Annotated in this window: 24 protein-coding genes and 1 pseudogene; 11 read left to right on the top strand and 14 right to left on the bottom strand. The window is 71.1% G+C overall.

The window, feature by feature from the left end; genetic code table 11:
- Nucleotides 1–77 precede the first annotated feature (77 nt).
- Nucleotides 78–395: a hypothetical protein gene (locus tag ACYUED_RS00900; protein WP_491290414.1), complete on the top strand. Its 318-nt coding sequence runs from the start codon at nt 78–80 to the stop codon at nt 393–395.
- A gap of 33 nt (nt 396–428) precedes the next feature.
- On the opposite strand, the gene ACYUED_RS00895 is transcribed toward ACYUED_RS00900, so the two are convergent.
- The 6 genes from ACYUED_RS00895 to ACYUED_RS00870 all read right to left on the bottom strand — a co-directional run bounded on the left by ACYUED_RS00895 (nt 429) and on the right by ACYUED_RS00870 (nt 6574).
- Nucleotides 429–896, bottom strand: coding sequence for a hypothetical protein (locus tag ACYUED_RS00895; RefSeq protein ID WP_491290413.1), 468 nt, complete (start codon nt 894–896; stop codon nt 429–431).
- Between the two features lie 139 nt (nt 897–1035).
- Nucleotides 1036–2517, bottom strand: a complete 1482-nt coding sequence (locus ACYUED_RS00890; protein WP_491290412.1) for an HAD-IA family hydrolase — start codon at nt 2515–2517, stop codon at nt 1036–1038.
- Between the two features lie 112 nt (nt 2518–2629).
- Nucleotides 2630–3715, bottom strand: a complete 1086-nt coding sequence (locus ACYUED_RS00885; RefSeq protein ID WP_491290411.1) for an ABC transporter ATP-binding protein — start codon at nt 3713–3715, stop codon at nt 2630–2632.
- Nucleotides 3712–4542, bottom strand: coding sequence for an ABC transporter permease (locus ACYUED_RS00880; RefSeq protein ID WP_491290410.1), 831 nt, complete (start codon nt 4540–4542; stop codon nt 3712–3714). The genes ACYUED_RS00885 and ACYUED_RS00880 overlap by 4 nt, the downstream gene beginning before the upstream one ends.
- Nucleotides 4530–5426, bottom strand: a complete 897-nt coding sequence (locus ACYUED_RS00875; protein WP_491290409.1) for an ABC transporter permease — start codon at nt 5424–5426, stop codon at nt 4530–4532. Before ACYUED_RS00875 ends, ACYUED_RS00880 begins: the two co-directional genes overlap by 13 nt.
- Nucleotides 5423–6574: an ABC transporter substrate-binding protein gene (locus ACYUED_RS00870; RefSeq protein ID WP_491290408.1), complete on the bottom strand. Its 1152-nt coding sequence runs from the start codon at nt 6572–6574 to the stop codon at nt 5423–5425. The genes ACYUED_RS00875 and ACYUED_RS00870 overlap by 4 nt, the downstream gene beginning before the upstream one ends.
- A gap of 212 nt (nt 6575–6786) precedes the next feature.
- Between ACYUED_RS00870 and ACYUED_RS00865 the strand changes: the two genes are divergently transcribed.
- A complete protein-coding gene (locus tag ACYUED_RS00865; RefSeq protein WP_491290407.1) occupies nt 6787–7527 on the top strand; it encodes a GntR family transcriptional regulator in 741 nt (246 codons plus the stop codon).
- Nucleotides 7528–7623: 96 nt separating this feature from the next.
- Here the strand turns inward: ACYUED_RS00865 and ACYUED_RS00860 are convergent, their stop codons facing one another.
- Nucleotides 7624–8352, bottom strand: coding sequence for an FAD binding domain-containing protein (locus ACYUED_RS00860; RefSeq protein WP_491290406.1), 729 nt, complete (start codon nt 8350–8352; stop codon nt 7624–7626).
- Nucleotides 8353–8568: 216 nt separating this feature from the next.
- Between ACYUED_RS00860 and ACYUED_RS00855 the strand changes: the two genes are divergently transcribed.
- Entirely contained in the window at nt 8569–9249 is a 681-nt protein-coding gene (locus ACYUED_RS00855) for an alpha/beta hydrolase family protein (protein ID WP_491290405.1), read from the top strand.
- Between the two features lie 22 nt (nt 9250–9271).
- On the opposite strand, the gene ACYUED_RS00850 is transcribed toward ACYUED_RS00855, so the two are convergent.
- Both ACYUED_RS00850 and ACYUED_RS00845 read right to left on the bottom strand, forming a co-directional pair.
- A complete protein-coding gene (locus tag ACYUED_RS00850; RefSeq protein ID WP_491290404.1) occupies nt 9272–10597 on the bottom strand; it encodes a lipase family protein in 1326 nt (441 codons plus the stop codon).
- Between the two features lie 136 nt (nt 10598–10733).
- Entirely contained in the window at nt 10734–11948 is a 1215-nt protein-coding gene (locus ACYUED_RS00845) for a carbohydrate-binding protein (protein WP_491290403.1), read from the bottom strand.
- Nucleotides 11949–12125: 177 nt separating this feature from the next.
- Here ACYUED_RS00845 and ACYUED_RS00840 point away from each other — a divergent pair.
- A pseudogene (locus ACYUED_RS00840) lies at nt 12126–12326 on the top strand (hypothetical protein); the annotation flags it as partial.
- A gap of 264 nt (nt 12327–12590) precedes the next feature.
- On the opposite strand, the gene ACYUED_RS00835 reads toward ACYUED_RS00840, so the two are convergent.
- Both ACYUED_RS00835 and ACYUED_RS00830 read right to left on the bottom strand, forming a co-directional pair.
- A complete protein-coding gene (locus tag ACYUED_RS00835) occupies nt 12591–13379 on the bottom strand; it encodes an SGNH/GDSL hydrolase family protein (RefSeq protein WP_491290402.1) in 789 nt (262 codons plus the stop codon).
- Nucleotides 13380–13412: 33 nt separating this feature from the next.
- The gene (locus tag ACYUED_RS00830; RefSeq protein WP_491290401.1) at nt 13413–14417 is read right to left on the bottom strand and encodes a LacI family DNA-binding transcriptional regulator; all 1005 of its coding nucleotides are present in this window, start codon (nt 14415–14417) and stop codon (nt 13413–13415) included.
- 227 nt (nt 14418–14644) lie between these two features.
- Between ACYUED_RS00830 and ACYUED_RS00825 the strand changes: the two genes are divergently transcribed.
- Both ACYUED_RS00825 and ACYUED_RS00820 read left to right on the top strand, forming a co-directional pair.
- A complete protein-coding gene (locus ACYUED_RS00825; RefSeq protein ID WP_491290400.1) occupies nt 14645–15565 on the top strand; it encodes an amidohydrolase family protein in 921 nt (306 codons plus the stop codon).
- A 12-nt stretch (nt 15566–15577) separates the two neighbouring features.
- Nucleotides 15578–16078 carry a cysteine dioxygenase gene (locus ACYUED_RS00820; RefSeq protein ID WP_491290399.1) on the top strand — a complete coding sequence of 167 codons (501 nt, stop codon included), beginning with the start codon at nt 15578–15580 and terminating at the stop codon, nt 16076–16078.
- A gap of 8 nt (nt 16079–16086) precedes the next feature.
- On the opposite strand, the gene ACYUED_RS00815 is transcribed toward ACYUED_RS00820, so the two are convergent.
- Nucleotides 16087–16479 (bottom strand): ATP-binding protein, encoded by a 393-nt coding sequence (locus tag ACYUED_RS00815; RefSeq protein ID WP_491290398.1) that lies wholly within the window; start codon nt 16477–16479, stop codon nt 16087–16089.
- Nucleotides 16480–16529: 50 nt separating this feature from the next.
- On the bottom strand, nt 16530–16991 hold the full coding sequence (locus ACYUED_RS00810; protein WP_491290397.1) for a hypothetical protein: 462 nt from the start codon (nt 16989–16991) through the stop codon (nt 16530–16532).
- Nucleotides 16992–17192: 201 nt separating this feature from the next.
- Between ACYUED_RS00810 and ACYUED_RS00805 the strand changes: the two genes are divergently transcribed.
- A complete protein-coding gene (locus tag ACYUED_RS00805) occupies nt 17193–17639 on the top strand; it encodes an OsmC family protein (protein WP_491290396.1) in 447 nt (148 codons plus the stop codon).
- A 39-nt stretch (nt 17640–17678) separates the two neighbouring features.
- On the opposite strand, the gene ACYUED_RS00800 is transcribed toward ACYUED_RS00805, so the two are convergent.
- A complete protein-coding gene (locus ACYUED_RS00800; RefSeq protein WP_491290395.1) occupies nt 17679–18575 on the bottom strand; it encodes a PfkB family carbohydrate kinase in 897 nt (298 codons plus the stop codon).
- A gap of 127 nt (nt 18576–18702) precedes the next feature.
- On the opposite strand from ACYUED_RS00800, the gene ACYUED_RS00795 reads away from it, so the two are divergent.
- From ACYUED_RS00795 to ACYUED_RS00780, 4 genes are all read left to right on the top strand, one after another.
- Nucleotides 18703–19593 (top strand): lysozyme, encoded by an 891-nt coding sequence (locus ACYUED_RS00795; protein WP_491290394.1) that lies wholly within the window; start codon nt 18703–18705, stop codon nt 19591–19593.
- Between the two features lie 133 nt (nt 19594–19726).
- Nucleotides 19727–20182 carry a GNAT family N-acetyltransferase gene (locus ACYUED_RS00790; protein ID WP_491294764.1) on the top strand — a complete coding sequence of 152 codons (456 nt, stop codon included), beginning with the start codon at nt 19727–19729 and terminating at the stop codon, nt 20180–20182.
- Between the two features lie 134 nt (nt 20183–20316).
- Nucleotides 20317–21855, top strand: coding sequence for a CYTH and CHAD domain-containing protein (locus ACYUED_RS00785; protein ID WP_491290393.1), 1539 nt, complete (start codon nt 20317–20319; stop codon nt 21853–21855).
- A 283-nt stretch (nt 21856–22138) separates the two neighbouring features.
- Entirely contained in the window at nt 22139–24079 is a 1941-nt protein-coding gene (locus ACYUED_RS00780; RefSeq protein WP_491290392.1) for a glycoside hydrolase family 97 protein, read from the top strand.
- Nucleotides 24080–24167: the final 88 nt, after the last annotated feature.

Below are 24167 nucleotides of genomic sequence, written 5' to 3'. Positions count from 1 at the left end.
GGCAACGCCGCGATGCGGGGTACTGGACGATGTGCATCGCGACGGAAGGATCGCGACGGAAGGACGGAAGGACTGCCATGACGACATTCGTGATCACGGTGCCCGGCACCTTCACCACGGACGCGGGAGCACAAACGCGAGCGGAGCTGACGCGCGCCCTGCGCCCGGCCGATCCGCACCGCACACTGATGGGGAGTGCCGAGGACCTCGACGTCCTCAACGTGAACGAGGACAACACCTTCACCATCCGCCTCACCGTCGAGGCGGACAGCGGTCCCCGCGCCGAACTCGACGCCCGGCGACTCGCGGAATCGGCGCTGGAGGCCGCGGGCCTGGACACCGGCACGGCGCCGCTCGGGCCGGCCGTGATCACCGGCATCGACTCCGGGGCGTGAGCGCGCAGCTGAACGGGCCGCTGAGCGGCGAGTTCAGTTCCACAGCGGATAGGTCACCGTCCGCGGGAACGTGTCCGGCCTGGCGCCCTGGTACACGAGGGTCATCCGGGTGTAGTGCTGCAGCCTGGGGTGCTTCTTCCAGGGCTTCGGGTGATCCAGCCGTACGAAGACGCGGTACGCGTGGAACCTGCCCGCCGCGCAGTAGGGCTTGCAGTCGTTGACGAAGTTGACGCCCTGGGCCCTCGCCGCGGTCCGGCCCCACTGCGACCAATGCAGCCTGGCCAGGCGGCTGTTGCCGTCACCGCAGGCCAGCACGAAGGCGGTGGGGCGCACGTCCGCGTGCCAGAAGCAGTCGACGAGCACGGGGACGCGGGCCTGCTGCCGCACCGTGTGCGAGGCCGCCGGCGCCGCCGGCCGGGCCTGGGACGGTGCGCTCGCCGCTGCCGCCAGCGAGGCGGCGAAACAGAGCGTGACCGCCGTACTCCATGTGTGCCTGCGCATGTCAGCTCCCCGCTGCCGTCGCCCACCGACCGTACGACGCTACGACCGCTGATTCGACGCTACGACCGAGTGGGGGGATCCACCACTCGGACGGAGCAGTGCGACGGCTCTTCGGCGACGGCTTTTCGGCGGTGGGTCGTCAGGGGTGGTTCAACGCGAACGTGGTGAGGACCGCCGCGTGGTCCGACGGCCAGTCGTTGTCGGCGACATCCGGCCAGGCGCGCGGGACACCGGTGACGACGGTGCGGGAGTCGACGACCTCCAGGCCGCGGCCGTTGTGCAGGACGTAGTCGATGCGGTCCTGCGGCTCCGGGCGCGTCACGTCGTTCTCGTGCCGGATGTGGACCGGCGACCAGGTGTGGCCCGGTTCGCGGACCGGGTCGGGATGCGCCTCGCGATAGGAGTCGCGCAGACCGGCGGTCTCGGCGGCCCTCGTCACGGGCCAGGCAACGCCGGGCCGGTCGAGATGGGAGGGGCAGTTGAAGTCCCCGGTGAGGATCACGGGCGTCGCGGCGTCGGCCGACTCGGCGATCCACCGCAGGGTCTCCCGCATCTGGGCCAGCCGTACGTCCTCGTGGGCGATCAGCTCGGCCCCTCCGAGCCCGTCGAAGGCCGCCTCGTACGGTCCGTACGGCGTGTAGTGGAGATGGGCCGTCCACACGTCCACCTCGTACGATCGGCCGATGCGGACGCGGGCACCGGCCGCCCCGTAGAAGCCGACGTCGGGGTCCCCGAGGCGGGCCGTGACGGGGTGGCGGCTGATGATGCCGAGGTTCTCGCCGGCCTGGTGGTGGTGCCAGCCCAGCGCCTCGGCGAGTTCCCGGGCCGCCGTGCCGGCCGTCTCCTGCAGGCCCACGACGTCGGCCTCGCTGTCCAGGATCACCTTCAGCTGTTTGGCGCGGTGGTCCTCGACCTTCGTGCCGCCGTGCCAGAGGTTCCAGCTCATGACGCGCAGCCGGGGGCCGACCAGGCCCCGCAGCCGGCTCGGGGACACGTCCTCCAGGCTGGCCACCACCGTCCGTCCGGGTGCCGCGTCGATCGGGGCGAGCGACGGCACCGCCAGCACGGCGCACCCGGCGGCCTCGGCGGAGCTGACCCCGGTGGAGGTGTCCTCCACCGCCACGCAGCGGGCCGGATCGACGTCGAGGGCGCGGCACGCGGCGAGGTAGGGGTCGGGGGCGGGCTTGGTGTTGACGGTGTCGTCGGCGGTCACGGAGACCGCGAAGCGGTGGGCGCCGAGCGACATCAGCACGGTGTCGGCGACGGCCCGGGGCGAGGCGGTGACCAGGGCGGTGGGCACGTCCTCCGCGGCCAGCGCGTCGAGCAGGTCCAGCGCCCCGGGGCGGGGGACGACGCCCGCGCGGATCCGGTCGGCGAACTCGCGGTGCAACGCGCCGGCGACCTCGGCGACGGGCCGTCCGGTGGCCGCGCTCAGCCAGGCTGCGGTGTACTCGACCGGCCGGCCGAGCACGTCCGGGCGGTCGGCCTCGGTCAGGGCCCGTGCGGCGACCTGCTCCACCGCCTCCCACCAGAGCCGCTCGGTGTCGACGAGCGTGCCGTCCATGTCGAACAGCACGGCCGCCAACGAGGGGTCAGGAATACGACCCGCAACGCTTTCCACGGAAACCTTCTCTTTCTTCTTTCCCGAGTCGGGAATGGGCACTCGGCGTCCTGGAGGCCCCGGACGCCGGGGCGACGACCGTCTGACCCCTGCGGCAGCTTCGAGCAGCCGTCTACGGCCGCTCCGCCACCAGGACCTCCTGGTCCTGGAGCCCGACGGCCACCGGTGTGCCGACGGGCAGTTCGCCGGCGCGCCGGGTGGGCACGTCGGACTTGACCTCGACGCCGTCCGGGAGCCGTACCGTCACGCGGGTCGTCGCGCCCAGGAAGGCGGTGGCCACCACCCGTGCCCCGGCGTCCGGATCGGGCGTGACGTCCACCCCTTCCGGGCGCAGCAGCACGTCGACGTCCGCGCCGGCGGTGACGCCCTCGCCGGTCGCGGGGACCCGGCGCCCCAGCACCTCGACGGTGTCCGGTGCGGTCATGACCCCAGGGATCCGGCTCGTCGTCCCGACGAACTCGGCGACGAAGGCGGTGGCCGGGCGGGAGTACAGGTCGGTGGGCGTGGAGCACTGCTCGACCCGGCCGGCCCGCATCACGGCGACCCGATCCGCCGTCGACAGGGCCTCTTCCTGGTCGTGCGTGACGAACAGGGTGGTGATGCCGAGTTCCTGCTGAAGGCGGCGGATCTCCTCGCGCAGAGTGGTGCGCACCTTGGCGTCCAGCGCCGACAGCGGTTCGTCGAGCAGCAGGACCCGCGGGCGCAGGGCGAGCGCCCGGGCGAGCGCGACGCGCTGCTGCTGACCGCCGGAGAGCTGGTGCGGAAACCGCTCGCCCTTGTCGGCGAGCCCGACCAGGTCCAGCAACTCGGCTGCCCGCGAGCGCCGTTCGGCCGAGGCCACCTTCCGCATGCGCAGCCCGAAGGCCACGTTGTCCAGCGCGTTCAGGTGCGGGAAAAGACTGTACGACTGGAAGACCATCCCGGCGTCACGCCGGTGCGCCGGAACACCGGTGACGTCCTCCCCGTCGACCAGCAACGCGCCGGAGTCGGGCGCCTCGAAACCGGCGAGCATGCGCAGCGCGGTGGTCTTGCCACAGCCGGACGGGCCCAGCAGGGCGAGCAGTTCGCCGGGCTGCACGGTCAGGTCGAGGCCGTCGAGCGCGACCGTCGCCCCGAACCGGCGGTGCAGGCCGCGGAACTCGATGGTGGCGGCACCGTCCCGGACGGTCCTGTCGTTCTCGGGGACTGTGAGAGTCATGATGTTGTCTTCCCTTGGGAGACGGTACGGGAGGAGGCACGCCGGCCGCCGAGCGCGGCGAGGGCCAGCAGCAGGGCCCAGGTCACCAGCAGGCTGAGCACGGAGACGGCGACGGACATCTGGGCCTGGGAGCCGGAGACGTCGACGATCCACACCGCGAAGGGCTCGAAGCCCAGGAGGTGGGCGACGGTGTACTCGCCGAGCACCAGGGCGAGGGTGAGGAAGGACGCGTTGAGCAGGGCACCGCGCAGGTTCGGCAGTACGGCCCGCAGCAGAGCCTGGGTCTGGTTCGCGCCACAGCTGCGGGCGGCTTCGACGAGGGTGGGCACGTCGATCGCGCGCAGTCCGGCGTCCAGGGCCCGGTAGACGAACGGCAGCGCCATCACGACGTAGGCCAGGACGAGGACGAAGGGGAAGCCCGGGTTCTGGATCGCCACGATCGTCTCGAAGAAGGGCGTGCGTGAGAGATGGTCGGGGCCCCACTTCAGGACCGTGACGATCCCGGCGACGAACGCGATGGGCGGCACGACCAGCGGCAGCGAGCAGACCACCTCGACGACCGGCCGCAGCCGGGGCGCGCCGAGCCGCAGGGCCACCATCGCGGGCACCATGAGCAGCAGCACCAGGGCGATGGTGGCGGCGGCCAGTTCGAGGGCCAGCACCAGGCTGGAGACGAAGCCGCCGGTGGAGACGATCTGGCTGTAGGCGTCGAAGGTGATCGTGTCGTTGACGTCGACGGAGAAGATCACGGAGGCGCCCAGCGGGACGAGGAAGTACAGCGCGGCGAGGCCGAACACGACCCACCGCCACGGGTTCAGGCGAGCCATCGCGCGCTCCGTCGTTGCAGGGGCAGGTAGACCGCCATCACCAGGCCCGCGACCAGCACCATGTCGAGGCTGAGGGCGAGCGCCACGTTCTCCTGTCCGACCAGGACGTTGCCGGAGATCGCGTCGGCGATCTGGAGGGTGACCAGCGGGACGGAGCTGCCCACCATGGCGGCGGCGGTCGCGTAGGCGGCGAACGCGCTGCCGAAGAGCAGCACGAAACCGCCGAGCAGGGACGGCGTGAGCACCGGCAGGGCCACGTGCCGCCAGTACTGGGCGTGGGTGGCGCCGTTGTTCTCGGCTGCCTCGCGCCACTGGGTGCGCAGCCCCTCCAGGGCCGGGGTGATGGTGAGCACCATCAGCGGGACGAGGAAGTACAGATAGACCAGCGTCAGGCCCCAGAAGCTGTAGAGGTCCCAGCCCGCGTCCTTGAGGCCGAGGTGCTGGGTGAGGACGCCGGAGTTGCCGAGGGTGGCGACGAAGGCGAACGCGAGCGGTACGCCACCGAAGTTGGCCAGTACCCCGGAGGCGGTCAGCACGGCGTCGCGCAGCGCGCGGAATCGCGAGGTGACCACGGCCTGCGCCAGGAACAGGCCGAGCACGGTGGCGAGGGCGGCGGAGAGGGCGGACAGCTTGACACTGCCGACCAGGGCCGTCAGGTAGGCGCCCCGCAAGGAGTCCGTCAGGTTCGCCGTGGTGTACGAAGTCGCGCCCGTCGCCTGGTCCTTGACCGTGAACGCGCCGTTCAGCATGGCCAGCGCCGGGATTCCGAAGGCGATCGTGGTGACGACGAGCAGCGGGACGACGGCGAGCCAGCCGGGCGCACGGCGCCGCCGCTGCGGTGCAGCGGCGGACACCGTGTCGACCCTCGGGAGGGTGGAGGTCATCCGGAGATCGCCTTCGCCCAGCCCTCGGCGATGACCGTCTTGGCCTTGCTCTGCTGGGTCTCGGTCGGGAAGGACGGCGTCCCGGAGACCTTCGGGAGCTTGGCGGCGGCCGTCTTGTCCAGGGTGCCGGCCTTCTCCATGGCCGTCATCAGCGCCGGACGGGCGTACCCCTTGAGCCACAGGTTCTGGCCCTCGGTGCTGTACAGGTACTCCTGCCACAGGCGGGCGGCCGCCGGGTGCGGGGCGTCCTTGTTGATGGCCTGGGAGTAGTACTGGGCGTACTGGCCGTCGCTCGGCACCGACACCTTCCAGTCGACGCCCTTGGACTTGAACTCGTCGGCGTAACCGGCGTTCAGGTAGTCCCAGTCGATGCTGATCGGCGTCTCGCCCTTCTCGACGGTCGCCGGAGTCGACTCGACGGGCGTGTAGTTGCCGTTCTTCTTCAGCTTCGCGAAGAAGTCCAGGCCGGGCTGGATGTCGTCGAAGGAGCCACCGTTCGCGAGCGCGGCCGCGTACACACCGCCGAAGGCCGAACCCGACTTGGTGGGGTTGCCGTTGAGCGCGACCTGGCCCTTGTACTGCGGCTTGAGCAGATCGGCGAACGTGGTCGGGCAGGCCTTGATCCGCTTGGCGTCGCAACCGATGGAGACGTAGCCGCCGTAGTCGTTGAACCAGCGCGCCTGCGGGTCCTTCTGCCCGCTCGGGATGTCGGCGAAGGAGGCCACCTTGTAGGGCGCGACGAGTCCCTGCTGGGCGGCGCTGAGCGCGAAGGAACTGCCGAGGTCGAGGACGTCGGGGGCGCGGTCCTGGCCCTTGCGTGAGGTGACGGCGTTGATCTCGTCCTGGCTGGAGCCGTCGGGGTTCTCAACCGTGATCTTGATGCCGTACTTCTTGGTGAAGCCGTCGATGAGAGCGCCGTAGTTGGCCCAGTCACGGGGCAGCGCGATGGCGTGCAGCGTGCCCTCCTTCTTGGCGGCCTTCACCAGGGCGTCGAGTCCGCCGAAGCCCGCGGCGGAGGTGGCGGTGGCGGCGTTCTTGCCGTCGGCGGTCGTCGACGCGTTGTCGGGAGCGGCGCCGCAGGCGCTCAGGGCGAGTGCGGCGACGACGGCGAGGGAGCCGGTCAGGACGACTGTTCTCGGCTGGGACACGGTGACTCCAGAAAGGGGGTGCAGTGGATGCACGAGACTGAGAACTTGTCTGAACAAGTTGGCCTCAGTAATGCTGCCTGTGGTGACGCGCTCGTAAACACCGTAGAAATTCCGACCCCCGACTCCCTGCACAATCGAGGGTAGGCACGATCACTCCACGATCTCGATTACGCTGGTCACGCTGTGCACAGTTACTGACTCGGAGGGGAACGGTGTCGACGCGACACGAGGAGATCGCCGGCGAACTGCGGAGGGCGATCGACCGCGAGGAGTACGCGGTCGGCAGCAGGCTGCCCGCCGAGACCGAACTCGCCGCGCACTACGGCGTCTCGCGTGGCACCGTCCGCCAGGCCGTCGCGGCCCTGACGGCCGAGGGCCTCATCGGCTCCCGGCAGGGCGCCCGCCGTGTCGTCCTCGCGAGTCGCCGCAGCCAGAGCTTCGCCGAGCTGCGCAGCTTCGCCCAGTGGGCCCGCGCCATGGGCCGGCAGGCGACGGGGCACGTGGTGTCGCAGGAGTATCTGCCGGCCACCGCACAGGACGCCGCCCGCCTTCAATTACGCGAGGGAGCACCGGTGTTGCACGTCCTGCGGGTGCGTGGCCTGGACGGCGAGCCGGTCCTGGTCGAGCGCACGGTCTACGCCGACTGGATCTCGCCGGCCGTCGAGGCGATCGACCCGGACACCGCCTCCGTCACCCAGCAGCTCTTCGAGGACACGGGTCTCGTCTTCGCCTACGGCGAGCACGTCATCGACGCGGTCGCGGCCGGCGCGCAGGACGCCGGCCTTCTCGGCATCCGCCGCACCAGCCCGTTGCTCCGCGTCCGGCGCGTCACGACCACCCGCGAAGGACGCCCCGTGGAGCGGTCGGACGACCGCTACCGCTCGGACGCCGTGAGCTTCAGCGTGCACAACTCGCTGGACAACAACGCGCTGGCGCGCAAGACGGCGGAGTGAGGCGACTCCTGCAGGTCCTGCAACTCCTGTACGACTGTGGAGAGTTGGTTGTCGGCCGCCCCCCGGAGGCGGCCTGGGTACTGGACGTGAAGGGCCTCACCGACCGACAGGGCGGGCCAGGAGCTGGACGACGTGTTCACGTACGGCGTCCCACTCCGCGGGACGGAGCGTGCCGAGGGACGTGTCGCCCAGAGCGCTGATCGCCTGGTCGCCGCCGGCGCCCGAGCGGCAGGGGACGTCGTCCGTGAGTACGTCGTAGCCGTCCCGAACGGCGACGTGGAGGCGGTCGAGTCCGTCGTCGCGGGCGTGCACCGCGGCGGCGACGACGAGCGGCGGCGCTCCGCCCGCCTCGACGGACAGCTTGCGATAGCTGCTGACGAGCGGTTCACGCCAGTGGAGGCCGAGCAGGAGGTGGTGCTTGGCCACCACCTCGGCCAGGTCGGTCTCGAAGACCCGGTCCCGGTCGAGCACGGTCCCCCGGGCGTCCAGCACCAGCGCGGCCGGCAGCAGACAGCGCAGCGTGCTGCCGACCAGGTTGCCGCCGACCGTCGCCGTGCGGCGCACGGCTCCCGTTCCGACCCCGGCGGCCGCACGGTGCAGCACCTCGGGCACGCGCTCGTCGATCCGGCTCAGCACCACCGCGGCGCCGAGCGCCCCGCGCGCGATGACATTGGCCTCCGGCACGTTGCGCAGCGACATGGCCCGCTCGGGGAATCCGTCACGTTGCCAGCCGGCCCAGATCAGCGTCGCCCCGCCGACGGCTACGGCTCCTTCGGCGATGCACTCCTGCGCTTCGGACACGGATTCGGGCAGACGTAGCAGCACAGGAGCCGACCTGCTTTCTTGACGAGTTGGAGCTGAGGCACAGGGCGTCCCGGTCAGGAGACCACCGACACGGCGCATTTTCCTCACCCGCCCGGCGGCGCGTACAGGGCTCACTGATCTCCTGCGTGCGCCCCTCGCGGCGACGCCCCGGGTCTTCGGGGGAGGATGAGGCCTTCGGAGTGGAGAGGTGCCGTACGCGTGAGGAATGGTGGGGTAGTGCAGCGGAACGAGTCCGCGCTGATCGTGCGCCACGCGCCGCCCGCGGCGGCGGCCGCGGCGATCATGACACTGCACGGAGGCCTGGAGCTGAGCCGCCGGACGGCGCGCCCCTGGCAACTCGCCGCGCTCCGCATGCGCCCGGTTCTGCGGGCCGCCGCCGCGGACTCACCCCCGGACACCCTGCTCGGGCAGGTCCGTTACCGGCACCGGGGCTGGAACACCGGTGACCCCGCTGACGACGCCCTGCGGGCGCTCGACGAACTGCGGCGGTTGGCGGGAGCCGTACCCACGGTCCTCGTCGGGCACTCGATGGGAGCCAGGGCGGCCCTGCGAGCCGCGGCCCACCCGCTCGTGCGCGGCGTGCTGGCGCTGGCGCCCTGGTGCCCGCCCGTGGACTCCGCCCGTCATCTCGGCGGCGTAGGGCTGGTGGTCGTGCACGGTGACCACGACCGTGTGACCCCTCCCGCCGAATCCGCCGACTACGTACGGCGGGCCCGGGAGGCCGGAGCCCAGGCGGGCATGGTGGTGGTCAGGGGCGGCGACCATGCGATGCTCCGCCGCAGCGCCGACTGGCACCGCGCGACGACCGCGATCGTCGCCCACCTGCTGCGGCCGGAACAGGGCGCCGAGGGGCTGGTCGCCCAGGCGTACGCCGCGGACGGCGCCGTCCACCTGTAGCAGGGCCGGCGCCGCGGGCGGGTCAGGGCAGGAGCGGCAGGCCGGAGCAGTTGGAGGTGGCGGGACGGGCGTTGAGCCGATCGGTGAGCCAGGAGATCGCGTCGCCCTGGTCGGTGAGCAGTGGGGCGAAGTGGTTGATCAGAGCGCGTCCCAGGTCGGGCAGGATCACGGGCTGGTAGGTGACGTCGGCGCCCTTCGCGCACCAGGCGACGGCGAGGCGGCGCGCCTGCGCGTGGGGCACGAGGTCGTCGCTGATGCCGGTGGCGACCCGCACCGGTGACGCGGGTTTCATCGTGCCGATCCGCTGCTCGTCCAGGAAGGCCTTCAGTGCCGGCTCGGACTGGATGATGTCGCTGACGGACCGCCCGTCCGTGGTCCAGCCGGTGCTGTGCACCGAGTTGTAGGCGAGCAGCGCGTCGCCCACGCACATCGTCGACAGGTCCTTGAGAGCAGCCCGCCCCGCCGCGTTGAGGTGGGCGTCCGCGATCGGCCGGAGGGCGGGGTCGGACTGCAGGAAACCGTTGACCGACCAGCCCAGCGCACCGGCCAGGTCGCTGCCGTCGATGGCCTTGGTGACCTCCGTCAGGTCGGCCGGCGGGGCGCCCGAGTACGTTCCGGCGAGGGTGACGTCGGGAGCGTAGGAGGGCTGCAGTTCGGCGGCCGCGGCGGTCGCGCCGCCGCCCTGGCTGTAGCCGAACAGAGCCACGCGCGAACCGGAGGTGATCGAGGTTCCTGGCAGGGAGCGTGCCGCACGGACGGCATCGAGGACGGCGTGGCCCTCGTCGACCCGGTTGACGTAGGTGTGCAGCCGGTCGGTCGCACCCAGGCCCGGGTAGTCGGTGACGACGACGGCGATTCCCTTGGCGAGCAGGCGGTAGACGGCCAGGTCCTCGTAACCGACCGAGACCGTCTGGCCGTTGAACCGGAGCGGGTGCTGCAGCCCGAGGGAGGCCGCGCACTGGTCGCCCTGACCCGTGGTGCCGGGCGCCACGGCGACCAGAGGCCGTGCTCCGCTGCCCTTCCACACGGCGGCCGGTTCGATGTAGGCGCCGGTGACCGCCACCGGACGGCCGCCCGAGTCGGTGGACTTGTACATCAGGCGGGTGGCCGTGCCGGGCAGCGGCCCGTCGATGCCCGGCAGGCTCAGCGCGAGGGGAAGGGGTTCGCTGCGCACCAGGGCGCCGTCGGCCGAGGGCAGGTCGGCGGGCGGGGTGTAGAACGCGGGGATCGTCACACCGCGGGAGACCACGGGACCGGCCGGCTGAGCTGCCGTGGCCGGCAGGGAGCTGACGCCGAGACACGCGGCGGTGCTGACGGCGACGGCCAGCAGACGGGTGGAGACAGGCACGGCGAACCCCCCGGACGGCACTCTTAGACGAAGTGTCAGGACCGTACCGACCGCGGTGTTACCCGCGGTAGTTCCCGGAAGGTTACGTTTCAGTAATATGGCGGCGCCGGCCATGGCCGGCGCCGCCCTGTGGCTGTCAGCAAGCCCCCTCGTCCTGCCAGGGCCCCCAGTCGGAGGCGGCCGGCGCCTCGTTCTGGGTCCACCACTTGGCCTTCCAGTTGTGCTTGTTGTACGAGGCCTCGTTTCCGGCGGTGTAGACCGCGCTCGAACTCCACGCCGTCCTGCACCCGTTGGGCGTCGGTGTGGGAGTGGGCGTGGGTGTGGGCGTCGAGGACGGCGGTGTGGCGCCCGCGAACTTCACCGAGTACTTGGCGAAGTCCCAGGAGTTCTGCGCCACGCTGGAGCAGGTGCCGGAGGTACGCCCGCCGTTGTCGACCGGAGAGCACTGGCGGTCACGGTTCAGGGACCAGAAGGTGAAGCGGTCCATGTGGTGACCGGTGGCGTAGTCCAGCACGGTCTGGAAGTCGGCCTGGCTGAACATCTCGCCGGTGTCACTGCGCCCGTTCATCCCGGAGAAGCCCTCATGGGCGTAGGCCGTGGCCTGGTCCCAGCCGAACGTCGACTGGAGGACGGAGTTGAAGTTGGTGAGCGCGCTCGTCTGCGACGCCGCGCCGTTGAAGCCGCCGTCGAAAGGCATGATGGAGAAGTTGTTCGGTGTGAAGCCCTGTGACTTCGCCTCCAGCAGCATCTGCTTGCCGAACCAGCCGGTTCCGTCGGCCGTGCCGGCCGTGGTCACGGAAACATACAGGCCGGGGTTGTTCTGCTGGAGTATCTTGGCCGCGCCGATCTCGTTCTTGATCGCCGCCGTGTTCTCGTACTCCGGTTCCTCCAGGTCGAAGTCGATCGCGTGGAGGCCGTACTTGGTGATGACCTGCTGGTACGCCGCTGCCGTCGCCGCCGCGTCCGAGCATGTCTGACCGAGCTTGGTGCCCCCGTATCCGCCGATGGAGACGGACACGTCACCGCCCCTGCCGCGGATGGTGTTGATGACGGACTGGACGGCGGTGTCCGAGGAGACCGGGGCGGTACCGCCCCAAGTGGGCGAGCATCCGCCGCCGTTGGGGGCGAGGACGAAGGCGAGCTGGAAGGCCTTGAGGCCCGTGGCGTCCATGATGGCGGCCGGGTCGGGCGGGTCGTTGTCGAGCGGCATCAGGTAGGGGGCCGCCGCGTACCAGCGGTTGTCGAGCGCGTTCGTCGCGCCCGAGGCGCTGCCTGCTACCAGGGCTGTGGTGCCCGCGGCGGTGAGTCCGACGGCGGCTGCTGCGCCCAGACATGCGCGAAGACGTGTCACGGTGTGCCTCCGGTGGGGTGGGGGAGTGCCTCAGCTTCCTGCGGTCCGGTGACGACGTCCATGCTTTGGACTAGACCAAATCCCTTCTTGGTCTAGACCATGCAATTCCTTTGCGTTGCGTCCGCTCGCGGCCGGGGGTGGGGTTGTGCGTTACGGTCGATGTGCGGTATTTCGTGATTGACGAACTACTACGACCTCGGCAGTCAGGGTCGGCGCGTGACGACATCGTCCTCCGAGGCGCAGCCGTGGTTCGACCGTGGACTGAACTGGACCTCCGCCTTCCGTCGCGAAGAGGCCGTTCGCTGTTTCGAGGCAGCCGCCGCGGCGGATCCTGACTGCGCCATGGCCGACTGGGGCGTGGCCTATGGAGACCGTCCCGAAGGTCGCCGCTCTCGACCCCTGCTACGACCGGGAGGAGTGAGCGCCGTGGAACACCTCCTGCGGGGCGCGTCCCGGTGCGCGGTGTGGGTGCCTGGGGGCTTTGTCGCGATGTGAGGGTGTTCGGTGTCGTGTGACTGATCCGCTCGCTCCGTGGCCCCGCAGCGCAGGACCCGCCGGGGGCGGCGGTGGGGGAGCTGCGGACACTGACGTCCGGGATCGGCACGACCGCTTCACCGGACCCCGCTGATCCCGACAGAGCGTTCAGCCCGCGTGCTGTGCCGTCACCGGGCCGGGGACGGGCCGTTTCGCCGTGAAACCGTCACCCGGCACATGGCCCCGCAGTCGCCGCCACAGCCAGGGGCCGACATGGTCCATGGCCCAGCGCACATCGGCCCCGAACGCCTGCCGGGCGGTGACGGGGGAGCGCGGAGGCAGCGGTTCGGTCCAGTCGTCGTAGCCGGGCAGGCCGAACGTGTGGGCCATGCCGGCGGCGATCCGTGCGTGCCCGATCGGGCCGGCGTGCAGCCGGTCGTCGCTCCACAGACGAGGGTCGGCGGTGAACGGGTGCGGGAAGACGTCCAGCACGGCGACGCCGTGTCGCGCCGCGATGACGCGCACCCGCTCGTTGAGGTCGAGGATCCGCGGCCGCACCCGTCGCGCGACCGGCGAGACCTTGCCCAGGTCCGGGAAGGTCATGGTGGCGACACGAGCACCCGCCGCGGTCAGCCGCGCGAACGTCTCCTCGATGTTGGCGGCGACCGACTCGGGGTCGTAGCGCGGCCGTACGACATCGTTCATGCCCGCCGTCACCGTCACCAGGTCCGGCCCCAGCGCGAGGGAGGGGCCGAGCTGATCGGTCCTGATCTGCGTGCTGGTCTTGCCGCGCACGGCGAGATTGCCGTAGCTGAGTCCCGGCTGCGCCTGCGCGAGGATCTCGGCGAACCGGTCGGCCCATCCGCGGTGCCCGCCCGCCGGGCCGGGGTCGCCTATGCCCTCCGTCAGACTGTCGCCGATCGCGACGTAGCGCAGATACGGGTGTGAGACGGTCATGCCGGGTGAGTCCATCTTCAGTTCAACCCGAGTTCAGAGCCGCACGGTCGACCCGCGCTCCCGCATGTGCGGTGCGCACAGCACCCGCTTCTTGCGCACCCGCTTGCCTTCGATCGCCGCGACGGTCAGCCGCGCCGCCTCCGCCGCGATCTCGCCGAGGCCCCAGTCCACCGTGGTCAGGGGAGGCGTGAGCACCCGCGACACCGGATGGTCGTCGAAGCCGACCACGGAGACGTCCCGGCCCACCTCCAGCGAGTCCTCGGCCGCGGCCGCGTACACCCCGTACGCCAGCGAGTCCGAGAAGCAGAAGACGGCCGTCGGCGAGTGCGCGCTCTGCAGGACGCGCCGCGCCACCGCCGTCGCCTCGCTCAACTCCTGTGGACAGGGCACCAGTTCGGCCCGCAGTCCGAGCCGGTCGGCCGCCTCGCCGACATAGACGTCGGCCGGCCGGTCCGGTGTGCTCGGCCGGGTCGGTGTCAGGACGGTCACCCGGCGGTGGCCGAGTCCGTGCAGATACTCCATCACGGCGTCGATGCCCGACCGGTTGTCGAAGATGACCTGGCCGGCCGTCCGGGCCCGGCTCAGCGAGTCGCCGACAGCCACCACCGGCAGTGCCTCGGCGATCGCCGCCCAGCCCTTCGCCGAGGGGTCCACGGGAGACACCAGCAGCGCGTCGACCCGCTGGTCGCGCAACTGCTTGGCGAGGACCAGCTCCCGGTCGGGGTCACCTCCCGCGTCCAGGATCAGCGCGTACCGGTCGCCGGCCAGCAACTCCCGGCCGATGGCCGCCATCAACTGCTGCTGCCACAGGTCCTGGAGGTCGCCCGCGAGGACGCCGACCATGCTGGTGCGGCCGCTGGCCAGCGCACGGGCGATGGGATCGGCCTCGTAACCGAGTTCGGCAGCGGCCCTGCGCACCCGCTCCTCCGTCTCCTTGGAGACGTGTGTGCCGCGCAGGGCATAGGAGACGGCTGCGGTGGAGAGGCCCGTGGCCTCGGCCACCTCCCGGAGGGTGGTGCGCTTGGTGGGCCTGGCCATGCCGCGAAGCCTACCGGGATGCGTGCGTGTCGGGGGCACACGGCCCGCCGCCCACGTCCCCGAGAGCCAGTCAGCAGCCGCGTGACGGCCTCGGACGCAGTATCCCCGCATCTCCGAACCCTTGACAGGCACTCTTGTTAAGCGGTTAAGTTAACCGCATAAGTGAAGCGCTTAACAAACCTTGACCAATCGTTCCACCCACGTGCCCGCCCAGAGGACCGCCCCGCGTGCCCACCGACGTTCACCAGCACATCTGGCCGCCTGCCCTCATCGAGCTGCTGCGCGCCCGCACGACACCCCCCTGCCTGGACGGCTGGACCCTGCACCTGACAGGCGAACCGCCGTACACCGTCGACCCGGCCGACCACGACATCGCGGCCCGTACCCGCCTCGCCGCCACCGACGGTCTCGACCTGGCCCTGGTGTCCCTCTCCAGCCCCCTCGGCATCGAACACCTGCCGGCCGCCGAAGCCGCCCCGCTGCTGGCCGCGTTCCACGACGGCGCCCTCGCCCTCCCCGCACCCTTCGCCGTGTGGGCCTCCTGCTGCCTGTCGGCACCGGACCACGGCACCGTGGAACGCGAACTGCGGCGCGGCTGCGTGGGCCTCCAACTACCCGCCACAGCACTCCTCGACGCCGAGGGCTGGGCCCGCTGCGCCCCCCTTCTCGACCTCCTCGCCCGCCACGACAAGCCCCTGTTCGTCCATCCCGGCGCGGCCCCGCCCGCCCCCGGGACCCCACCGTGGTGGCCCGCCCTGGTCCCGTACCTGCAGCAGATGCACGCCTCCTGGTACGCCTTCCGCGCCTTCGGCCGCGCTCGGCACCCGCGACTGCGCGTCTGCTTCGCCGCGCTCGCGGGCCTCGCACCCCTGCACGGCGAACGGCTCGCCGCCCGGGGCGGAGGACGCGGCGAGATCGACTTCGACGTGTTCTACGAGACCTCCTCCTACGGCACCCGGGCCGTCGACGCACTCGTCCGGACCGCCGGCATCGACGTGATCGTCAGCGGCAGCGACCGCCCCTACGCACCGCCCGCCCTCCCCGACCTCGGCGCGGACGCCGCCCTCCACGCGCTGCGCACCGCCAACCCCGCCCGCCTGCTGCACGGCCGCACCCGAATCCCGGCCCCCGTGCCCACGCAGCCCTGAAAGGAGCCACTCATGACGTACGAGTCCCTGCCCGAGCGAACCCTCCACAAGCGCGAACTCCAGGCGCTCGTGACGGACCTGGCGGCCCACCCGGACCTCTGGCGTGGGCACGTGGCCTTCTCCGACAGCCGGCGGCACTACGCGTCCCTGCACCGCGACGAATACGTCGACATCTGGCTGCTGTGCTGGACCCGCCAGAACGACACCGGCTGGCACGACCACGACACGTCCGGGGGCGCCGTCGCCGTCGTACAGGGCCAACTCAACGAGTCCACGCCACGTATCGGCGGCAGCCACCACCGCGTCACCTTCAAGACCGGCGAGTCCTTCTGCTTCGGCCCCGAACACATCCACCGGCTCACCGGCGCGACCGACGACGCCGTCTCGATCCACGCCTACTCGCCGCCACTGTGGCGCCTGGGCCAGTACGACATCTCCGAGGACGGCCTGATGCGCCGCCTCTCCGTCTCGTACGCGGACGAACTGCGGCCGCTGGACACCCCGGCCGCCTGACGGCGTGGCTAGCCGGAGAGAGCCAGGACCGCGCGCACCCGCTTGCCGCCCCCGGTGACCGACGTGACGTCCAGATGCTGTGCCAGGCACCGCACCATGGCCAGCCCCCGGCCGCTCTCACCGTCGGCGGTGAACGGCCGTACACGAGGCGGGAGCGGGCTTTCGTCGTAGACCTCGACGGTCACCCGCTCCTCGGACACCTGCAACCGCAGACGGCAGGCGCTGCGGCCGTGCCGGGTGGCGTTGGCGACCAGCTCCGAGACCACGAGTTTCACGTCGTCGATCTGCTCGGCCTCCACCTGCGCCGTCCGCAGCCGGGAGCACGCCAGAAACTTCGAAGCGAGCCCTCGTGCCCGACGTGCCGACGCAGCCTCGTCGAGCAGCAGGTACTCCACTCGCACGGAACGTCCATGGGTACGCCTGTGCGCACGCATGGCGGATCACTCCCCTCCTAGGACACCCGGCTTCCCCGCGGCCAGTCCGCCCACCGGGGCCGCGGCATCTCCTGCGCGGCCGGTCCTGCCCACTCGTGATGCCCGGTGCCCATGATCGGCAACCCTTGCGGCTCCACTCCGGGCGTGAACGGGTCCACCAGCCGCTCCAGTTCGGCGGCAGGTGCGGCCGAGTCCGGCACGACCGAGTAACTGATGCCGGTCGAGGCCCAGTTCTCCGTGTCGAACCCGCCGGCCGCACTGACGCGCACACCGTCGAGCACGATGCCCGAGCCGGCGGCCTCGCGGTACAGGTCGTTGCGCACACAGCCGGCGGCGGCCAGATGCAGCAGGTGCGCCCCGGTGAATTCGGCCTCGACGGTGACGCCCTCCGCGGTCCACGGATGAGGGAAGCGGACCGGGCGCCAGTCGTCGGAGCGCAGGCTGCGGGCACTGACCACGACGGCGAATCCGTCAGTCATCCCCGGTCCTTCCGTGGTGTTCGGGCGACGGCCGGATCGGCGCCCGCCGCCTGCGCAATTCAAGCAGAATCGGCTCGGCCCGTACCCGGCGGCGATGCGGCGATCGACCTGCTGAAGATCGAGGTCCACGGTGCGCTCCTGCGCCAAGTGGCCTCGGACCGCGAACTGAACGGTATTAACAACGGCACTAATGTCGTCCGCATGACCGAAGACTCCCTGCGCTCCGTCACCGTCGAGCGAACCAGCACCGGACACTTCGTCGCCACGAACGCCCGCGGCGGCACGATCGGCTTCGGGACCGCTTCCGATTCCGATCCGCAGGGGGAGAGCGAGTTCACCCCGGTCGAGCTGCTGCTGGCCGCGATCGGAGGCTGTACGGCGGTGGACGTGGACGTCGCCGTCAGTCGCCATGCCGAGCCCACCAGGTTCTCGCTCGGGGTGTCCGGCAACAAGATCAATGACGAGCTGGGCAACCGGATGACCGATCTGCACGTCACCTTCAGCGTCGTCCTCCCGGACGGCGAGGGCGCGGAGCGGGCGCGGGCGATCCTTCCCCGGGCGGTCAAGACGTCCCACGACCGCCTCTGCACGGTCAGCCGCACGGTTGAGATCGGCACACCGGTCACCGCGACGGTCGAGGACGCCTGACCTGACCTCGTCGCGCTCGACGACCGAGCAGGTCGTCGGTCATCCCTCCCGCATCCAGGCCCGGGTACCGAACGAGGTGCACGCCCGCGAGGCCACCGCCGCCGCGCCACGCAGCGCCTCGACGAAGCCCTCCGCCGTCAGCCGGCCCTGACCGGCGAGGTGATGAGCGAGTGCCCCGTGCAACACGTCACCCGCCCCCAGCGTGTCCGCCACACGGACCCCGGGCACCTCCACCGTGCCACCACCGTCGGGACCCGCCCACACGAGGGGCCGCCCTCCCCGGCTGACGGCCGACCAGGCGACGCCGTACTCCCGCAGGACCCGCAGGGTGTCCGCCGGGCTTCCCACGCCGGGCGGGTGGAAGTCGGCCGAGCAGACGGCCACGTCGACGAACGGCAGCAGCTTCTCGGTGCCGTCCTTCCAACTCCCCCCGTCCAGGACGGTCACCCGGCCGGCGGTACGGGCGGCTCGGGCTGCGGACAGCGCCAGTTCCATGTGGTGGCCGTCGAACTCGACGACGTCGCAGGCAGCCACCAACGCGTCGAGATCGTAGGGCGGGGTGAGCCGGTGGCCCGTGGCATTGGTGGAGGCGACGGCACGTTCTCCGCTGGAGGCGGTCACCAGAACGGAGGACACGGCGGGCGGCTCGACGGAGTCCGGCGCCAGGTCCGAAACGGTCACGCCCAGCCGGCTCAGGTCCGCGGTCGCCGCACGTCCCAGCGGATGGGACCCGACGGCGGTGAGCAGCCTCGCCGAGCCCCCCAGGTGGCTGAAGGCCGCTGCCGCGTTCGCCGCCGGGCCGCCCGCGGCGACGACCTGATCACGAGCCGTGAGTTTCTCGTCGGAGGCCGGCACATGGTCCACGAGCTGGATGACGTCCAGCGTGCACAGGCCGACGAACAGCCCTTCAGGACGTCCCCTCGTGGCCGCTTCCACCCACCAGCACCTCCTCCTGCCCGGGCCTGCGGTCAGTGTACGAACCGACGGAAACGACGCCACTCCCGTGCCGGAATGCCTTCGTTGGGCGGTACTTGACGTGCGGTCCGGCGCTCCTCGGGGTCAGATGGACTGCGTGCGAAGATCCATAATCTCCCAGTACGGCCGCTCGTGCCTGCGTCTCATCGCGGCACTGGCCGGCCTTTTCCTCACTCTGTCCGGACTGCAGGCCGCACCCGCGGCGGCCGAGCCCGTCCCCGTCCCCGGCCCTGTACGCGGCAGCGCCTACATGGGCATGGGCGTCAGAGCCCACGACACGGCCAGTGACCCGCCCGACGTCACGGCCCCGACCGTCACGGCCCCGTCCGTCATAGCGCCGACCGTCAAGGCCACTCAGACCGAGGGCGTGGACGTCGCCAGCTACCAGGGCGATGTCGCCTGGGCCACTCTGTGGAGCGGCGGCGTCAGATGGGCCTACAGCAAGGCCACGGAGGGCGCGTCCTACCGGAACCCCTACTTCGCCCAGCAGTACGACGGCGCCTACGACATCGGCATGATCCGCGGGGCGTACCACTTCGCGGCGCCGGACTCCGGCAGCGGCACCGCACAGGCCGACTACTTCGTCGACCACGGCGGGGGCTGGTCCGCCGACGGCCTGACACTGCCCGGCGTCCTCGACATCGAGTGGAACCCCTACGGTGACGCCTGCTACGGCAAGTCCACCAGCGCCATGGTCACCTGGATCCGCGACTTCCTGAAGCGCTACAAGGACCGCACGCATCGCGACGCCGTCATCTACACGGCCACGGCCTGGTGGGACAGTTGCACCGGCAGCTACAGCGGCTTCGGTGCCACCAACCCCCTCTGGGTCGCCCGGTACGCGTCGTCGGTGGGGGCGCTGCCGGCAGGCTGGAAGACGTACACGATGTGGCAGTACACCTCGTCCGGGGCGACTGTGGGCGACCGCGACAAGTTCAACGGCGCCTTGGACGTGTTGCGCAAGTTCGCCACCGGTTGAACCTTCCCGCCGCCGACCTGCGTGAACGCCGGTCCCGGCGTACTGGGATACTCCGGCTGTGGATGCTGAGTTGACGGGGAACGGCGGGGAGTCCGACGCGGCGTCGCCTGTACGGAGCGCGTCGGCACCCGCCGTGGGCTGGGCGCTGCGCCCTGCGGTGACGGCGGACATCGAGGTCGTCGCGGAGTTGCGGGCCACGGTCATGCGCGCCGACCTGGAACGCCTCGGGCGTTACGACGAGGACCGTGTACGGCAGCGGCTGCGGGACTCCTTCTCCCCGCGGCACACCTCGATCATCACGGTCGAGGGTGAACTCGCGGGATGCGTCACGGTCCGGCCTGCCCGAGGCCGCCGGTGGCTGGAGCACTTCTACCTCGCCCCGCACTGCCAGAACCGAGGCCTGGGTGCCGCCGTCCTGCGCACGGTGCTGGAGCGGACGGACGCGCAGGGCATGACCGTGGCCTTGAACGTCCTGCAGGGCAGCGCCGCCCGCCGCCTCTACGAGCGCCACGGCTTCGTCGTCGAAACCCAGGATCCGATCGACGTGTTCATGGTGCGCCCGCCGGACCGGTCGGACCGCGTGGCGTAGGACGACGCGGTCCGACCGGTCCGGCGGAGCGCGGGGCGGGTCAGAAGCAGTCCGGAAGATCAACAGCGCAGCGAACCTGGTGGCAGACCTGCCCATGCGCGTTTGAGTCGCGCTGAGGCGTGTACGCGTTATACATGGCCCACACGAAGATGGAGACAGAACGAAAGTACGAAGCCCCGCCGACCGGTGACACCTCGTGGCTGGCGGAGCTGACCGGTGTGGGCGGCATCGCGTCGGTTCAAGAAGAGGGCACTGACGAGCTGGACGCCGTCTACTACGACACCGAGGACCTGCGCCTGGCGGGCGCATCGGCCACACTGCGGCGAAGGACCGGCGGATCCGACGCCGGCTGGCACCTCAAACTTCCCGGGTCCGGTGACAGCCGGGAGGAGATCCAGGCCCCCCTGTCCGACACGATTCCGGACCCTCTGCGGGACCTGGCGCTTTCTCGTACCCGAGGGGCGGAGCTGAGGCCGGTCGTGCGGATCCACTCCACCCGCGGCACGCGGCACCTCGTCGATTCCGACGGCGCGGTCCTCGCGGAGCTGACCGTCGACAGGGTTCGAGCCGAGCCCTCGTCGGCCACGACCACCCTGGCCGAATGGACCGAGATGGAGGTCGAGCTCGCCGACGACGCCGACCCCTCACTCCTCGACGTCGTGGACAAGACCCTGAGCAAGAGCGGCATCGGCCGTGCGGCCGGCCCGTCCAAGCTGGCCCGCGCTCTGGAGGAGACGGGAGTCGGCGCGGCCCGCCTGCCGGACACACGCGCCGAGGCCGTCACCCCGGGTTCGGCCGGCGAGGAGTTCCTGACGTATGTGGACGAGCAGGTCCGCGCCCTCGTCGACCTCGATCCGGCGGTGCGCCGAGACCTGCCCGATGCCGTGCACAAGATGCGCGTCACGTGCCGTCGGCTGCGCAGCACGCTGCGGTCCTACCGCTCCGTACTGGACCGCGAGGTCACCGATCCGATCCGCGAGGAACTGAAGTGGCTCGGCGGCGAACTGGGCGCGGCGCGCGACCAGGAGGTCCTCATGGACCGGCTCGGCTCGCACATCGACGGCCTGCCTCCGGAACTGGTCCTGGGACCCGTCGACGCCCGCTTGCAGGTGTGGAACGTCGCCCGGACGGCGAAGGCCCGTGGGCGCACCCTCGATGCCCTGCACTCGCCCCGTCACCTGGCTCTCCTGGAGTCCCTGACGCTGCTCACCGAGCAGCCTCCGCTGCGTCGGAAGGCCGGCCGCGAGCCGCGCAAGGTGATGGCCAAGGCGGTCCTCAAGGAATACGAGCGGCTGTCCGGCCGGATCACGCACGCGCTGGAGCTGTCCCCGGGAACAGACCGCGACGCGGCCCTCCACCAGGCCCGCAAGGCCGCCAAGAAGACGCGGTACGCCACCGAACCGGCGCGCGCCTCACTCGGCAAGCCCGCCAAGCGGCTCGGCAAGCGGGTCAAGGGCGTTCAGAAGGTCCTCGGGGACCATCAGGACAGCGTCGTGGCACGGGACGCCCTGCGCGACCTGGCCGTTGCCGCGCACACGGCAGGAGAAGGAGGTTTCACCTGGGGCCTGCTGTACGGCCACGAGCAGGCCACGGCCGCCGGCCGCGAACGGGAACTGCCGAGCGCGTGGGCCGACGCGTCGAAGCCGAAGCTGCGCAAGAAGCTCGCCGACTGACCACGTGTTCCCGGACATGGCCGGCGTACGCGTTCGGGCTGAGCACCGTGCTGTCGTAGCGCGCCGTACGCCCGCGGCAACCGCAATACATCGGATGAGTCAAGTGCTGCGGTCCAGGTTGTTGATGTGGGCACGTTGTGCCAACTTGTGCGTCAAGTAGTCGAGTTCAGCTAGTTATGACTCGCTCTGGTAATTGTTGAGGTTGTTGACAGGTTCACGAAGCGTACCTACGTTCTTCAAGACACCCGATGTATCGGGGATCCATCAGGTCTGGAGGACGCCGATGACCTCGCAGCCGGGAAAGCACTCGCCGGTTCCGATCAGAGCCGCGGTCGCCGCGCTGTGCGCCGGACTGGCCGCCGCGCTCTGCACGACCGCGCCCGCCCGGGCCGACCAGGACGCCGGCGCCCAGCCGCACGTCTGGGCGGTGACGGGCCCCGCACACGCCGCGGCGGCGCACGAACCACGCGCGAAGGTGTCCCTGGACGCCACCACCGGCACGCTGAGCCTGTCCGTCTCCCGTGCCGGCAGGACGGTCATCGAGCCGTCGCCCGTGGGCATAGTCACCGAACAGACCGACTTCTCCCACGACTTGCACTTCCTGCACCGGGCGGACCGGCCGGTCAGCGAGCGGTACCGCACGAAGTCCGGCAAGCGGCTGGAACGCCGGGTCCTGATGAACGAGTCCCGCCTGTCCTTCGCCACCGCCACCGGCGCCCGCCTCGACCTCGTCGTCCGCGCCTCCGCCGACGGTGTCGCCTACCGCTACGTCCTGCCCGCCGCGCACGGCGACGTCCTCGGCGAGACGTCAGCTTTCCGCCTGCCACCGGACGCGAGCGCCTGGCTGAGCACCTACCGCGTGGACAACGAGGGCCCGTTCGCCCGGTACACCGCTGCGAGCGCCCCCACCGGCGACTACTCCGACCAGGCGCTCTTCGCGACCGACGGTGGCTACACCCTGCTCGCCGAATCCGACCTCACCGGCCGGTACTCCGGTGCCCGCCTCGCCCACGACCAGGGCACCGGCACCTACCGCATCAAGCTCGCCGACGACCGCGTCCACACCGACGGCCCCCTCACCACCCCCTGGCGGGCCATGGTCACCGGCGACCTCGCCACCGTCACCCGCTCCACCTTCACCGACGACCTCGCTCCCGCCTCCAACGTCGCCGACTCCTCCTGGATCAGGCCCGGCACGGTCCTGTGGACCTGGCTCGCCGGCGGCAAGGAGGCAGGCCAGAGCCTCGCCGCCCAGAAGGCCTACGTCGACTATGCCGCCGAGCGCCACTGGCCCTACGAGGCCGTCGACGCCGGCTGGTACTTCAAGACCGACGCGTGGGACACCACCGACCCGAACTGGCAGAGCGACAGCTGGATGCCCCAACTCGTCGACTACGCGCGGGCCAAGGGCGTCGGCATCGTCGTCTGGATCCACCAGCGCGACCTCGACACGCCCGAGGAACGCGCCCAGTGGCTGCCCACCCTGGAGCGCTGGGGCGTCAGGGGCGTCAAGATCGACTTCATGAACTCCGAGGCACAGTCCATGCTCCAGTGGTACGACGCCATCCTCCCGGAGACCGCCGCCCACCACCTGATGGTCGATTTCCACGGCTCCACGATCCCCAAGGGCATCCAGCGCACCTGGCCGCAGGTCATGAGCCTGGAGAGCGTCGGCGGCGAGGAGAAGCGCACCAACACCGCCGCCCACCTCACCACCCTGCCCTTCACCCGCAATGTCATCGGCTCGATGGACTTCACCCCCGGCGCCTTCCAGCGCGTCGGTCTGCGCCCCAACTCGGACGCGGCCGAGGTCGGGCTCACCGTCGCGTACGAATCGGGCCTGCAGATGTTCGCGGGCACCCCCGAGTCGTACGACGCGCGGCCGCTCGCCCGGGCCTACTTCGACCAGGTCCCCGCCGCCTGGGACGACACCCGGCTGCTCGCCGGACAACCGGGCCAGGAAGCGGTCCTTGCCCGCCGCAGCGGCGACCGCTGGTTCCTGGGCGGGGTGTATGCCGGCGCCGCCCGCACGGCCGAGGTACCGTTCGCCGTCGGATCCGGACGGTGGCTGGTCGAGACGATCCGGGACGGCGCGGACGGCCTCGTCCAGGTGCGGCAGGTGCTGCGCGGCGGCGACACGCTGGCCGTCGACGTCGTGGCCAACGGCGGTTTCGCAGGGATCGCCTGCCGCTGGCACCCGGGCGTGACGACCTGCTATCGGTGAGTCCTGCGCACGGACCGACGGTGATACAGGCGACGAGGGCGGTGGGCGCCACATCGGCCCACCGCCCTCGCTCCACAGAGACCTGCGC

It is taken from the genome of Streptomyces sp. DF42 (assembly GCF_058267695.1).
The sequence above is the reverse complement of the archived record's forward strand: the minus strand, read 5'-3'. Positions and strand labels throughout refer to the sequence as shown.